At 68.5% G+C, this 13,572-nt stretch carries 14 protein-coding genes; 4 read left to right on the top strand and 10 right to left on the bottom strand.

Going from position 1 to position 13,572, the window contains the following annotated elements; genetic code table 11:
* Positions 1-27 precede the first annotated feature (27 nt).
* Both LDO26_RS06900 and LDO26_RS06895 read left to right on the top strand, forming a co-directional pair.
* A complete protein-coding gene (locus tag LDO26_RS06900; RefSeq protein ID WP_232130347.1) occupies positions 28-294 on the top strand; it encodes a hypothetical protein in 267 nt (88 codons plus the stop codon).
* A gap of 27 nt (positions 295-321) precedes the next feature.
* On the top strand, positions 322-1,083 hold the full coding sequence (locus LDO26_RS06895; RefSeq protein ID WP_232130471.1) for a pyridoxine 5'-phosphate synthase: 762 nt from the start codon (positions 322-324) through the stop codon (positions 1,081-1,083).
* 252 nt (positions 1,084-1,335) lie between these two features.
* On the opposite strand, the gene LDO26_RS06890 is transcribed toward LDO26_RS06895, so the two are convergent.
* From LDO26_RS06890 to dnaA, 10 genes are all read right to left on the bottom strand, one after another.
* Complete coding sequence (locus LDO26_RS06890; RefSeq protein WP_232130346.1) at positions 1,336-1,743, bottom strand: ExbD/TolR family protein; 408 nt, start codon at positions 1,741-1,743, stop codon at positions 1,336-1,338.
* A gap of 15 nt (positions 1,744-1,758) precedes the next feature.
* Entirely contained in the window at positions 1,759-2,178 is a 420-nt protein-coding gene (locus tag LDO26_RS06885; RefSeq protein WP_232130345.1) for an ExbD/TolR family protein, read from the bottom strand.
* Positions 2,179-2,208: 30 nt separating this feature from the next.
* The gene (locus LDO26_RS06880; protein ID WP_232130344.1) at positions 2,209-2,970 is read right to left on the bottom strand and encodes a MotA/TolQ/ExbB proton channel family protein; all 762 of its coding nucleotides are present in this window, start codon (positions 2,968-2,970) and stop codon (positions 2,209-2,211) included.
* Positions 2,971-3,088: 118 nt separating this feature from the next.
* The gene (locus tag LDO26_RS06875; RefSeq protein ID WP_232130343.1) at positions 3,089-3,748 is read right to left on the bottom strand and encodes an energy transducer TonB; all 660 of its coding nucleotides are present in this window, start codon (positions 3,746-3,748) and stop codon (positions 3,089-3,091) included.
* 137 nt (positions 3,749-3,885) lie between these two features.
* On the bottom strand, positions 3,886-5,130 hold the full coding sequence (locus tag LDO26_RS06870) for a tetratricopeptide repeat protein (protein WP_232130342.1): 1,245 nt from the start codon (positions 5,128-5,130) through the stop codon (positions 3,886-3,888).
* A 106-nt stretch (positions 5,131-5,236) separates the two neighbouring features.
* A complete protein-coding gene (locus tag LDO26_RS06865; protein ID WP_232130341.1) occupies positions 5,237-6,046 on the bottom strand; it encodes a M48 family metallopeptidase in 810 nt (269 codons plus the stop codon).
* A 114-nt stretch (positions 6,047-6,160) separates the two neighbouring features.
* Positions 6,161-8,599 carry a DNA topoisomerase (ATP-hydrolyzing) subunit B gene (gene gyrB, locus LDO26_RS06860; protein WP_232130340.1) on the bottom strand — a complete coding sequence of 813 codons (2,439 nt, stop codon included), beginning with the start codon at positions 8,597-8,599 and terminating at the stop codon, positions 6,161-6,163.
* 198 nt (positions 8,600-8,797) lie between these two features.
* Entirely contained in the window at positions 8,798-9,946 is a 1,149-nt protein-coding gene (gene recF, locus LDO26_RS06855; protein ID WP_232130339.1) for a DNA replication/repair protein RecF, read from the bottom strand.
* Positions 9,947-10,067: 121 nt separating this feature from the next.
* A complete protein-coding gene (gene dnaN / locus LDO26_RS06850) occupies positions 10,068-11,168 on the bottom strand; it encodes a DNA polymerase III subunit beta (RefSeq protein ID WP_232130338.1) in 1,101 nt (366 codons plus the stop codon).
* A 253-nt stretch (positions 11,169-11,421) separates the two neighbouring features.
* Positions 11,422-12,753 (bottom strand): chromosomal replication initiator protein DnaA, encoded by a 1,332-nt coding sequence (dnaA, locus tag LDO26_RS06845; protein ID WP_232130337.1) that lies wholly within the window; start codon positions 12,751-12,753, stop codon positions 11,422-11,424.
* A 202-nt stretch (positions 12,754-12,955) separates the two neighbouring features.
* On the opposite strand from dnaA, the gene rpmH reads away from it, so the two are divergent.
* Together rpmH and rnpA are read left to right on the top strand one after the other, a co-directional pair.
* Positions 12,956-13,096 (top strand): 50S ribosomal protein L34, encoded by a 141-nt coding sequence (rpmH, locus tag LDO26_RS06840; protein ID WP_047138036.1) that lies wholly within the window; start codon positions 12,956-12,958, stop codon positions 13,094-13,096.
* Positions 13,097-13,148: 52 nt separating this feature from the next.
* On the top strand, positions 13,149-13,568 hold the full coding sequence (gene rnpA / locus LDO26_RS06835) for a ribonuclease P protein component (protein ID WP_232130336.1): 420 nt from the start codon (positions 13,149-13,151) through the stop codon (positions 13,566-13,568).
* Positions 13,569-13,572 lie beyond the last annotated feature (4 nt).

Here is a 13,572-nt window from a genome sequence, read left to right as displayed (position 1 = left end):
TGGCCGCACGTCCGGTGGAGACCGCCCATGCCCTGGCTGTTGCTGTTGTTCGCGATCGGCGCGCTGGTGGTCGCGTTCTCGACCAAGTCCGTCGCCGTGGCCGTGATCGCCCTGCTGCTGTCGCTGGTGCTGGTGGTGCTGTGGGTACTGGGCCTGATGGCGCAACGCGTGGGCAACCAGTCGCGCAGCGAGGCGCTGATGGTCGACCCGGCCGAACTGCGCCGCCTGCGCGAGCAGGCCGAAGCGCGCCGCAACGGCGGCGCGGCGCCGCCGGAACCGCGGGCCGACGCCTGATGCTGCAGTCGACGCGGCATGGCTGAGCTGCCGACGCGGCTGAGCGTCAACCTCAACAAGATCGCCGTGCTGCGCAATTCCCGCGGCGGCGGCAAACCCGATGTCCTGCACGCCGCACGGGTCTGCCTGGATGCCGGCGCGGACGGCATTACCGTGCATCCGCGGCCCGATGCCCGCCATATCCGCGCCGACGACGTGATCGCGCTGGCCGCGCTGACCTCGGCGCGCGGGGTCGAGTTCAACATCGAAGGCAATCCCTTCGCGGCGCCGCGGGCGGGCTATCCCGGACTGCTCGCGCTGTGCACGCGGACGCGGCCGGCGCAGGTCACCCTGGTCCCCGATGGCGATGGCCAGCTGACTTCCGACCACGGGTTCGATTTCGGTCGCGACGCCGCCGCGCTGCGGCCGCTGGTGGCCGCGTTCCGGGTGCTGGGTTGCCGCGTCAGCCTGTTCGCCGATGCCGGCGCCGACGTGGCGGAAGCCGCTTCGATCGGCGCCGACCGCATCGAGCTCTACACCGGCCCTTGGGCCGAGGCATTCGATGCGGGCACCGCGGCCCAGGTCCTGCCGCTGTTCCAGGCCACCGCGGCCCGGGCGCGCGCCGCGGGACTTGGCGTCAACGCCGGGCACGACCTGAGCCAGGCCAACCTCGGCGCGTTCGTGGCAGCGCTCGGCCGGGTCGACGAAGTGTCCATCGGCCACGCCCTGATCGGCGAAGCCCTGTACGACGGGCTGGCGACCACCGTCGCCCGCTATCTGGCGATCCTGCGGGCCGCATCCGGCGCGTAGGTCGGGGCAACGCCCCCGACGCGAGGATGCCCGCCCAGACCACATCGAGCGGGTGCTTCGCGATACCCGGCGAATCCGGATGCCGCGTACGACGATCGCGTGGCGTCGACCTGCGGTCGAGAATCCCGGAAATCGGAGAAGAACCCAAAAAAAACGCCGCCCGAAGGCGGCGTGAAAAAACAATCCAGGTAAGCGTCGGACCTGCTGCAGGCAGGTCCCGACGATGTCACGTGTGCTGCGGCTGTCGCGCGGTTACTTGCGGACGAAGCCGATCTTCTGCATCTGCGCGTTCTTGGCCTCGGCCAGCACCTTGGCCAGCACGCCGTAGTCGGCGTCCTCGCTGGTGTCGATCTCCAGCGTCGGCTGGTTGGTGGGGTCGCGCTGGACTTCCGACTCCATCATGTTGCGCAGCGCCGAAAGCGGGGTCGGGCTGTCGTTCCAGTACAGCTGGCCCGAAGCGTCGATGCGCAGCCGGATCGGCTCCGGCGGCTCCACCCGGTCGATCTGTGGCGGCGCCGCCTGCGGCAGGTCGATGTCGATCGGATAGGACAACTGCGGCGCGGTCACCATGAAGATGATCAGCAGCACCAGCATCACGTCGCAGAGCGGAATGATGTTGATGTCGGCCATCGGGCCTTCGCCACCGGATGAAAATGCCATGAGTGTTGCTCCGGTTTAGTTTTCGCGCGTCGCGACGAAGCCGACCTTGCGCATGCCCTGGGCCTGCGCAACGTTGACCACCTCGTTGATCGTGCGGTACTTCGTCGTCGAGTCGCCACGGATGTTGACCGGCGGCTGCGGCGTCTTCTGCGCTTCCACCGACAACGCGCTCTCCAGCAGCTGGATGCTGACCGGCTCGTCGTTGAGGAAGATGTCGCCGTTGTCGGTCACCGCGATCGTGATCGGCGGTGCCGGCGGCGCCTGATCCGGACGCTCATCCAGATTGGCCTGCGGCAGCTCGACCTGGACCCTGTGCGCCATCAGCGGTGCCGTGACCATGAAGATGATCAGCAGCACCAGCATGACGTCGACAAGCGGGACGATGTTGATCGTGGCATTGACCTTGTCGTTGCCACCACCTGTGCTGAAAGCCATATCAGGACTCCGTCGTCGTTATCGTTCTGCTCAGGCCTTGGCAGCCGGCGGTGCGACGTCGCCGACGCGCGAACCGGTTGCGAAGAAGTCGTGCAGGTCGTGCGCGAAGGTGTCGAGCTTGTTGTTCGTGCCGCGGTTGAGGCGGACGAAGAAGTTGTAGCCCAGCACCGCCGGGATCGCGACGCCCAGACCGATCGCGGTCATGATCAGCGCCTCGCCGACCGGACCGGCAACCGCGCCGATGTCGGCCTGGCCGCTGGCGCCGATGCGGATCAGCGCGCGGTAGATGCCCCACACCGTACCGAGCAGACCCACGAACGGGGCGGTCGCGCCGACGGTCGCGAGTACGGTCAGGCCGTTCTCGAGCTTCAGCGACTCGCGGGTGACGGCCTGGCGCAGGGCGCGGTCGACGAACTCAGAGCGGTTCAGCGACTCGACCAGGCGCGAGCCTTCGTGGCGCTGGTGGTGCGCGGCGGCCTGGGCGGCATCGAGTGCGACCTTCGAGAAGGGCTCGCTGCCCGGCTGCTCTTCCATGTGGCGGATCGCGTCCTGCGCGTTCGGGGTTTCCCAGAACGTGGCGATGACGCGGTCCGAACTGCCGCGCAGGCGGATGTTCTTGATGATGTTGTAGACGATCCAGTAGATCGACATGGCGGACATGATGACCAGCGTGGCCAGCACCACGTAGCCGACGGCATCCATGTGCTGAAGCATGTCCGCGAAGCCCATCTGCTGCAGGGCTGCAGCGTTGTTGCCGGCTCCGGTCGGGGCGTTGGTGGTTTCCTGCAGCATGACGCTTACCTTCTAGATGTTGTGGTGTGGAGTGTGAAGCGGTGACGCGGGTCTAGCGAAGCGCCTCGGGGACGCCGGATTTTTTCGACAGCGGATGACGTGTGATCGGTCAGCGCGGTCAGCTCAGGCTGAAGTCGACCGGGACGCGGACCCGGCCCGCGGACGGCTTGCCGTCCTTCATCGCGGGCTGGAACGACCACTTGCGCGCGGCCTCGATCGCGGCGCGGTCGAGATCGCGGTTGCGGCTCGAACGCTCGACCGACACGTTGGTGACGTTGCCGTTGGCGTCGACGTCGATGACCAGGATCACCGTGCCCTCGATCTGCGCGCGGGCCGCGGCCGGCGGGTAGCGCGGCGGGTTCATGTTCTTCGAGGCGATGTCGACGCTGGCGCCGATGTCCGCGGCCGGCGCCGGCGGCGCGGGCGGGGCCGGCGGCGGGGCTGGCACGTCCATCGGACCCGGATCGTCGAACACGACCGGCGGCTGCTGCGGTGGCGGCGGCAGCGGCGTGGGGCGCGGCGGCGACAGTTCCTTGATCGGCGTCGGCTTCGGCGGCTCCGGCGGCGGCGGCGGCGGAGGGGGCGGCGGCGGCGGCGGCTCGATGATCACCACCCGCGTCGCATGCTCTTCCTCGGGCGCGGCGTTGGGCGGGTTGACCGGCGCGAGCAGCAGCATCACTGCGGCGGCATGGAACGCGACCACCAGCGTGAAGCCGGTGATGCGGGCCCAGTTCAGACCTTCGTCTTCGTCGTTCCTGTCGGTCGAGCGTAACGTCATGCGGAAAACTCACGTGGGGCCGGGGCTGCGAAGCACCGGTGGGAAAGTCGATCTGCCGCCCTTGCCAGCGACAGGAACCCTGAAGCTTATACCAATCCCGTTGCGCAGCACCATCCGTGACGTGCAACAACTTTTTCTTAACGCGACGAGAGGATCCGCTCCGCGTCGGTGTTCGAAGTCAGGCCCTTGGCGATCGCCTGGCGGGCGGCTTCCTTGGCTTCGTCGGTCCGGCCCTCCTGGTGCAGGATCTTGGCCAGGTTGAGGTAGGCGTCGCCATTCTCGGCCAGCGGCGCCGCCCTGCGGTAGGCATCGATGGCCGGTCCGACCTGGTCGGAAAAGTAGTATGCCTGCGCCAGCGCCACCAGCGTGCGGTAGTCCGACGGCAGGATGTTCTTCTCCAGCCCTTCGTTGATGACCGCGATCGCCTCGCGCTCCTTGTTGTCGCTGTTGAGGTAGACCGCGTAGAGGTTGCGGTACTCGGATTCCTCGGTCAGCTGGCCGCTGGCGCGCAGCCGCTCGAGTACCTCGGCGGCCTTGTCGTTCTGGTCGGTCTGCAGGTAGGACACGGCCAGGTTCATCTGCGACTGCTTGTCGTCCGGCGCGCTGGCGGCGATCTGCTCGGCCAGCTGCGCGGCCTCGGCGCTCTGGCCGGACTCGGCATAGGACGCCATCAGGATCTGGGTCCACTGCGGATTGACCTCGCCACCGCCTTCGACCAGCGGCTTGAGCACCGCGATCGCCTCGGGATAACGCTCCAGGCGATAGAGGATGTTGCCCTTCAGTGCCTGGTCGGCGGGATCGGCGGACGCGGACTCGGCGAGGTAGGTGTCGAGCGTGGCCAGCGCGTCGGCGTACTGGTCGTCCTGCGCCTGCAGCTGGGCGATGATCAGCATGCTCTGGAAGTGGTCGTTGTTCTTCAGGCCGCCACCGTCGATGGCCTGCCGCAGGTAGGCGATCGCACGGGCATTGTCGTCATTGAGAAACAGCTGCCCGGCCAGCAGCGCGGCCATCGACTTGTCGTATTCGTTGGCGCGCGGGTTGGCGATGATCTCCTCGGCCAGCGGCAGCGCCTTGTCGACGTCCTGGGCGTTGTAGGCGTCCGACAGGGCGTTGAGCTGCTTGATCAGCCGTTCGCTGGCGGTCACGCCCGGTTCCTTGCGCGCGGCATCCGGGTAGCGCGCCGCTTCCTGCTGCTGGGCCTGCTGGCGCGATCCGCGACGCTCGCTGCGGTCCGACGAGCGGGCGTTGCGGGTGCTGCGCTCGGAACGTTCGGACCGGTCGCTGCCGGCCTCGTCCTGGGCCGCCGCCGGCGCGGCGAAGACCAGCAGCGCGGTGGCGATGGCAGCGGCGAGCGCCTGGTGGGACACGCGGGACTTCAACATCTCTTCACCTCGGATTGGCAGGACGGCATCGTGACTGCGGATGCCGGTATATGTGTGTGTATGTACGGTGGAGCTTTCGTGGAAGGATACGGGCGAAGGCCGCCTGTCAGCCACAGGCCGGCCGGCGGCCGGCCGCCCGTGCCTGCTCGTAGGTTGGCACCAAGTTCGTGGCGCGTGCCTGCAGTTCGCTAATGCGGCTCTCGGGATTGGGGTGCGTCGACAGCCACTGCGGTGGTCGGCTGCCGCCGCTGGCGGCGATCATGTTCTGCCACAACCCGACTGCGGCACGCGGATCGAAACCGGCCTTGGCCATCAGTTCCTGACCGACAACGTCGGCCTCGGTTTCCTGGGAGCGGGTGCCGGGCAGCAGGACCAGAGTCTGCAGCGCAGCGCCGCCGATTTGGCTGGTGGTCTGCGTGGCGCCTTCACCGTAGCGCGATCCGACCAACGCACCGGCCACGCCCAGCGCGCCCTGCGCGCCCAGTTGCCGTGTGATGCGCTCGTCATGGTGGTTGGCGTAGACATGGCCGATTTCGTGCGCGATCACCGCGGCCAGCTGGTCCTGGTCGCGGGCGACGGTCAGGATGCCGGTATACACGCCGACCTTGCCGCCCGGCAGCGCGAAGGCATTTGGGTTGTCGTCGACGAACACCACCGACTCCCAGTTCAGACGCCGCGCATCGGCCGGCAGCTCGCGCACAACGGCGGTGACGATGCAACGCACGTAGGCCTGCTGTTTGGCATCGGGCGACTGCTGCAGCTTGCTCTTGGTCTCGGCGAAAGCCTGCTCACCCATCTGGTCGAGCTGCGCCTGCGACACTGCGCCCACATACTGGGTGCGACCGGTCGGCGAGGTCGTCGTCGCGCAGGCGGTGAGCACCAGCATCGTCGCGATCGCGGCGGTCAGCGTTCTCATGGCAAGTCTCCCTGTTCCGGATACCCGTTGTAAGGCGGCGCGGATTAACGTTTCGTCAATCCGGCGCGGGCATCCTGCGCCACGCGCCGCAATGCCTGTCGGCTAGTCCGGCGATCAGATGTCGAGGTTGGCGACCTTCAGCGCGTTGTCGTCGATGAACGCGCGGCGCGGCTCGACCACGTCGCCCATCAGCGTGCTGAAGATCTCGTCGGCGGCGACCGCGTCCTCGATCCGCACCTGCAGCAGGCGGCGGGTTTCCGGGTTGACCGTGGTGTCCCACAGCTGCTCGGGGTTCATCTCGCCCAGGCCCTTGAAGCGCTGGATCTGGCGGCCCTTCTTGGCCTCGTCCATCAGCCAGGCCTGGGCGTCGGCGAACGACTTCACCGGCTGCGCGCGGTTGCCGCGGACGATCTGCGCGCCGTCGCGGATCAGGCCGTGCAACTGGCGCGCGACCTCGCCCACCGCGCGCAGTTCGCCGGTCTCCAGCGCCGCCAGCGGCAGCAGCTGGATGATGTCCACGCCCATGTGCTGGCGCTCGATGGTCAGCACCGCGCCGCGGGATTCGTTGGCCGGCTGCACCGCAAGCCGGTAGCGCGGACGCCCCAGGCCCTTCTGGTTGAGCCGCGCCTCGAGCGCGCGCAACGTGGCATCGACCGCGTCGGCGTCGCCGCCGGTGAGCGGAGCGGTGTCGATCAGCAGCTCCAGCACGCCGGGATCGTAGCGGTGGGCGTTGCGGGCGATCGCCTCCTTGGCCGCGGCGAAGGCCAGCAGCAGCTTCTCCAGCGCCGCGCCCTCGATCGCCGGCTCGCCGGCCGCCGGCGTCAGCGTCGCGCCCTCGACCGCGTTGCCGGCCAGGTAGGCATCGAGCGCGGCGTCGTCCTTGAGGTAGAGCTCGTTCTTGCCCTGCTTGATCTTGTACAGCGGCGGCAGGCCGATGTAGACGTGGCCGCGCTCGATCAGCTCCGGCATCTGCCGGTAGAAGAAGGTCAGCAGCAGGGTGCGGATGTGCGAGCCGTCGACGTCGGCGTCGGTCATCAGGATGATGCGGTGGTAGCGCAGCTTGTCCGGGTTGTATTCGTCCTTGCCGATACCGGTGCCCAGCGCGGTAATCAGGGTGCCGACCTCGGCGCTGGCCAGCATGCGGTCGAAGCGCGCGCGCTCGACGTTGAGGATCTTGCCCTTCAACGGCAGGATCGCCTGGGTCTTGCGGTTGCGGCCCTGCTTGGCCGAGCCGCCGGCCGAGTCGCCCTCGACGATGAACAGCTCCGACAGCGCCGGATCCTTCTCCTGGCAGTCCGCCAGCTTGCCCGGCAGGCCGGCGATATCCAGCGCACCCTTGCGCCGGGTCAGGTCGCGGGCCTTGCGCGCGGCCTCGCGGGCACGCGCGGCATCGACGATCTTGCCGGCGATCGCGCGAGCCTCGTTGGGGTTTTCTTCGAGGAACTCCTGCAAACGCGCGCCGAACGCGCTTTCAACGACGGGTCTCACCTCGGATGAGACCAGCTTTTCCTTGGTCTGCGAGGAAAAGCTCGGGTCCGGCACCTTGACCGACAGCACCGCGATCATGCCCTCGCGCATGTCGTCGCCCGACAGCGCGACCTTGGCCTGCTTCGCGATCCCGTTCTGCTCGATGTAGTTGGTCAGCGTCCGGGTCAGCGCGGCGCGGAACCCCATCAGGTGGGTGCCGCCGTCCTTCTGCGGGATGTTGTTGGTGAAGCAGAACATCGTTTCCTGGTAGGCGTCGGTCCACTGCAGCGCGACGTCGACGGTGATCCCGTTCTGCTCGCCGGTCACCGAGATCACGTTCGGGTGCAGCGGCGTCTTGAGCTGGGCCAGGTGCTGGACGAAGGAACGGATGCCACCCTCGTACTGGAACACGTCGTGGCGGCCGTCGCCGCGCAGATCGGACAGGTCGATGCGCACGCCGGAATTGAGGAACGACAGCTCGCGCAGGCGGCGGGCGAGGATGTCGTACTGGAAGGTGACGTCGGTGAACGTCTCCACCGCCGGCCAGAACCGCAGCAGCGTGCCGCGTTTGTCCGACGGCTCGAGCTGCTCGAGCGGCGCCACCGGTTCGCCCATCCGGTATTCCTGGTGGTAGTGGAACCCGTCGCGCCAGATGTCGAGCGTCAGCTTCTGCGACAGCGCGTTCACCACCGACACGCCGACGCCATGCAGGCCGCCGGAGACCTTGTAGCTGTTGTCGTCGAACTTACCGCCCGCGTGCAGCTGGGTCATGATGACCTGGGCCGCGGACACGCCCTCTTCCTTGTGGATGTCGACCGGGATGCCGCGGCCGTTGTCGGACACCGACACCGAGCCGTCCTCGTGGACGATGACGAAGATGTCGTCGGCATGGCCCGCCAGGGCCTCGTCGATCGCGTTGTCGACGACCTCGAACACCATGTGGTGCAGGCCGGTGCCGTCGTGGACGTCGCCGATGTACATGCCGGGCCGCTTGCGGACGGCCTCGAGGCCGCGCAGGACGGTGATGCGGCTGGAGTCGTAGTCGGAATTGGCGGGGATGTCGCCGGGGATGATCTCGTCGCTCATTCGGTTCGCTGTCTGGCCGGAGCGCGGCGTCGTCCGGGCGCGCATGGCGCGGGAGACCGCGGTGGCGCGCGGCGCGTAACGAGGGGCCGCAGACCATGAATCATAGCATTTCCGGGGCCGCCACCCGGGCCGTGTTCCACGTGGAACACGGCCGGAACGCCCTCGTGTTCAGGCCGGCGACGGCCGGCAGCACAGCGGTCAGACGCCGCATCCCGGACCGGCCGGATCGACCGGCGGTGCGCCCTCGGGCCGGACGACGCCGGCGGGGACCACACGGCCCTGTTCCACGTGGAACACCGACGCATTGGCCAGGACCGCCTCCGGCCAGTGCGGCGGGACCTCGGTGCCGGTCAGCAGCACCTGCGCGCCGGCTTCCGCCAGATGGGCCAGCACGTGCTGCTGGTGGTGGCGGTCCAGCTCCGAGGCCAGATCGTCGAGCGCGATGACCGGCCATGCCCCCGCCACGGCCGCGCAATCCTCCGCCTGGGCCAGCAGGCAGCACAACGCCGCCTGCTTGGCCTGTCCCCGCGACAGCAGCGACTGGTCCGGGTTGTCGGCGAACGCGATGCGCCAGTCCGCGCGGTGCGGGCCCACCGTGGTATAGCCGAGGTTCCGGTCGCGCTCGCGGGCGACGAGCAGGGCATCGGCCAGCGACAGGTCGGCGCGCCGCCATCCGGGCTGGAACGTCAGCTGCGGCGCGCCCAGCGACGGCGCCAGGCGCGCGGCGATGCGCTGCAGGGCGGCCTGCAGGCGCAGCAGGTATTGTTCGCGGCGACGATCCAGCGGCGCGGCCGCATCCGCGAGCTCGACGTCCCAAGCATCCAGCTGGGCGCCGCCGGCACCGGACTTCAGCAGCGCATTGCGCTGCTTCAGCGCCCGTGCGTAGCGCCGCCACTGGCCGAGGAAATCCTGTTCCACGTGGAACAGTCCCCAGTCGAGGAACCGCCGCCGCACCTCGCTGCTGCCGGACACCAGCGCGTGGCTGCCGGGCTCGAAGGTCACGACCATCAGGGCCGCGCACAGATCGCCCAGTTGCGGCACGGTGGCGCCATCCAGGCGTCCTTCCCAGCTGGCGCCGGCATGCCGAAGGCCCGCCCGGCGCGGCCGTTCTCCCGGCGCCGGCAGCCACTCCGCGTAGACCTCGAGCGCGTCGCTGCCGCGCCGGACCAGTCCGTCACGGACACGTCCGCGGAAGCTGCGGCCATACGCCATCAGATGCAGACCTTCCAGCACGCTGGTCTTGCCGGCGCCATTGTCGCCGAGCAGCAGGTTGAGCCCGGGCCCGGGCGCCAACGACACCGTGTCGAGGTTGCGCAGCTGGCGGAGGTCGAGGCGGGTGATCAGCACGAAGGATCCTGCGCGGACGGGAGCGGAACGTGATGCGGAACGGAAAACGCCCGGCAGGGCCGGGCGTCGTGTTCCACGTGAAACATGCCCGGGCGGAATCCTCCGGGCACGGTCCGGGCGGTCAGAGCCGCAGCGGCATCACGACATGGCGGCTGCGCTCGTCGGCGGCTTCGCGTACCAGCGCCGAGGAGTTCGCATCGCGCAGCTTGAGGATCACCTGCTCGCCGCGCAGCGCGGTCAGCGCGTCCAGCAGGTAGTTGACGTTGAAGCCCACCGCCAGGTCGTCGACCTTGGTCTCGGCCTCGACTTCCTCCTGCGCCTCTTCCTGCTCGGGATTGTGCGCGTTGATCTTCACCGTCCCCGGCGAGACTTCCAGCCGCACGCCGCGATACTTCTCGTTGGACAGGATCGCCACGCGCTGCAGCGCGGCGCGCAGGACCTCGCGGTCGATCTTGACCTCGCGGTCGGCACCGATCGGGATCACCGCCTCGTAATCGGGGAAACGCCCGTCGATCAGCTTGCTGGTGAAGGTGACATCGTCGCGCTTGACCCGCAGGTGATTGCGGCCGAGTTCCAGCTCCAGGGCCTTGTCGCCGCCTTCCAGCAGGCGCTGCAGCTCGGTCACGCCCTTGCGCGGCAGGATGATCTGGCGCTTGGACTGCACCGCGTCCTCCAGCGTTGTCTCGCACAGCGCCAGGCGATGGCCGTCGGTGGCGACGCAGCGCAGGCGCGTGTCGCCGAGATCGAACAGCAGGCCGTTGAGGTAGTAGCGCACGTCCTGCTGGGCCATCGCGAACGCGGTGCGCTCGATCAGCTCCTTGAGCGCGGCTTCCGGCACCGCGATGCGCTCGGTCGCCTCGACCTCGTCGACCGACGGGAAATCGCCGGCAGGCAGGGTCGCCAGGGTGAAGCGGCTGCGTCCGGCCTGCACCGTGACCTTGTCGCCGGACTGCGAGATCACGACCTTGCTGCCGTCGGGCAGCGCGCGGACGATGTCGAACAGCTTGCGCGCCGGGATCGTGGTTTCGCCGTCCTGGGCGTCTTCGACCGCGCGTCGCGAGACCATCTCGACCTCGAGGTCGGTCCCGGTCAGCGACAGCTGGCCGTCATGGACCTGGACCAGCAGGTTGGCCAGCACGGGCAGGGTCTGCCGGCGTTCGACGACATTGACGACCTGAGCCAGCGGCTTCAGCAGAGTTTCGCGTTGCAGACTGAAACGCATGTCGGTGTTATCCCCTTGTCCCGAGCTTTTTTAAGAAAGGAATAAATCTAAAGAAGGTGGAGCTGGGTGCCGCCAAAACCGGGTGATATGTCTCGTAACACCCTGATTTGAATGAATTTTCCGGAAGTACAACCCGGTGGACAACTGGGCGCGGCCGGTGCCCGGAGCCTGTGGACAACCTGGTGGGGGCCAATCCATCCACAGCTTCTCCACCCCTTGCGCCACAACTGCCCACACCCCGGTCGCCCCCAGCTTACTCGCTGAGCTTGCGGATCAGCTTGTCCCAGTCCTCGCGCAGCTTGCCGTCGCTTTCGATCAGCGTGCGGATCTGCCGGCAGGCGTGCAGCACCGTCGTATGGTCGCGACCGGCGAACGCCTCGCCGATCTCCGGCAGGCTGTGTTCGGTCAGTTCCTTGGACAGCGCCATCGCCACCTGCCTGGGACGTGCCAGCGAACGGGTGCGCCGTTTCGACAGCAAATCCTTGATCTGCAAGCCATAGTAGTCTGCCACGACCTTCTGGATGTTGGCGATGCTGATGGCCTGCTGCTGGGCCCGCAGCAGGTCGCGCAGGGTCTCCTGGGCGAACTCCACGGTGATCGCCCGGCCCATGAAATTGGCGCGCGCCGCCAGCGTGTTCAGCGCGCCTTCGAGGTCGCGTACGTTCGAGTGCATCTTCTTGGCCAGCAGGAACGCCACGTCGTCGGGCATCTGGGTGCCGCGCTCGCGGGCCTTGGCCAGCACGATCGCCGCGCGGGTCTCGAAATCCGGTGGATCGATCGCCACCGACAGGCCCCACGACAGCCGCGACTTCAGCCTCGGCTCCAGCCCCTCGACCTCGCGCGGATAGCGGTCGCAGGTCATGATGATCTGCTGCTTGCTGTCGAACAGCGTGTTGAAGGTGTGGAAGAACTCCTCCTGGGTCCGGTCCTTGCCGGCGAAGAACTGGATGTCGTCGATCAGCAGCGCGTCGATCTGGCGGAACTGGCGCTTGAACTGGTCCGAGGTCCGTTCCTGGATCGAGCGGAAGAACGCGCTGTAGAACTCCTCCGAGCGCAGGTACAGGATCCGCGCACGCGGGTTGATCCGGCGCATCTCGTTGCCGGCGGCGAACATCAGGTGGGTCTTGCCCAGGCCGGTGCCGCCGTAGAGCAGCAGCGGGTTGTGGGCGCGTTCGCCGGGATTGAGCGCGGCCTGCCAGGCGGCGGCGCGGCCCATCTGGTTGCTGCGGCCCTCGACGAAGTTGTCGAAGGTGTAGTGGTTGTCCAGGTTGCCGGAGAAGGCCTCCATCGGCGCTGCCGCCGGCCCGCGTCCGGGGTCTGCGGCGCCGGCCGGCACCGGTGCCGGCGCGCGCGGCAGCGAGCCGACCTGCAGGCTGACGTCGTCGATGCCGCCGAAGTGTTCCAGCAGCTCGCGGATGCGCGGCAGGTAGCGCGCCTGCACCTCGTCGCGGACGAAGGCGTTGGGGGCATACAGCACGGTGGTCTGCGCGTTCGCCTGTGCCTGCAGCGGCTTGAGCCAGGTGTGGACATCCTCGGCCGGGAATTCGGCTTCGAGGCGTTGGAGGCAGCGGGGCCAGGCATCCATCATGCGTACGGGATTCGACAAAGCGGGCACCGCCGCGCAGCTGCGCGGTTCCGGGACCGGGAGAAGGGCAGGCAGACTATCACCTGCCCGCGCACGGGCGCATCCCGCGGTGCGGCCGATGCCGGCGTGGCTTGACCGGGTCATCGCCGCACCGCTAGAATTTCCGGTTCCTTATCTGTCGCGTCGCCCCGAAGGCTTCTCCATGGCTACCAAGCGCACCTACCAGCCCAGCAATCTCAAGCGCAAGCGCGACCACGGTTTCCGTGCCCGCATGGCGACGGCCGACGGCCGCAAGATCCTCGCCCGCCGTCGCGCGAAGGGCCGCAAGGTCCTCTCGGCCTGAGTTCCGCGCCGTGGGTGAGCCTGCTCGCCCACCGGTCCGCCGTTCCGATCCGATGAATTCCGGCGCCCGTTTCCCGCGGGAAGCGCGGGTACGCCTGCGCGCGGAATTCGACCGCGTCTTCGCCGATGCACGGCGCACGGCGACCCCGTTGCTGGCCGTGCATCTGCTGCGCGAACCCGGCCAGGCGCGCCTGGGTCTGGCGGTATCGCGCAAGGTCGACAAGCGCGCCGTCGGCCGCAACCGCATCAAGCGCGTCCTGCGCGAACAGTTCCGGCGGCTGCGCCCGCAGCTGGTGCCGGGCTGCTACGTGGTCGTGGCCCGTCCGGCCGCGGCCGGCGCGGACGCCCGCGCGATCGGTACCGCCTTCACCGCCGCCTTGCAGCGCGCCGGCGCATTGCCGCCCGTGGCCGCGACCGGCACAATGCCGGCCGCTTCGACTCCTCCATCCCCGCCGGCATCCGCCGGCGCATGAGCTT

This window comes from Proluteimonas luteida, from assembly GCF_021191695.1.
Lineage (GTDB): Bacteria > Pseudomonadota > Gammaproteobacteria > Xanthomonadales > Xanthomonadaceae > Luteimonas > Luteimonas luteida.
The sequence above is the reverse complement of the archived record's forward strand: the minus strand, read 5'-3'. Positions and strand labels throughout refer to the sequence as shown.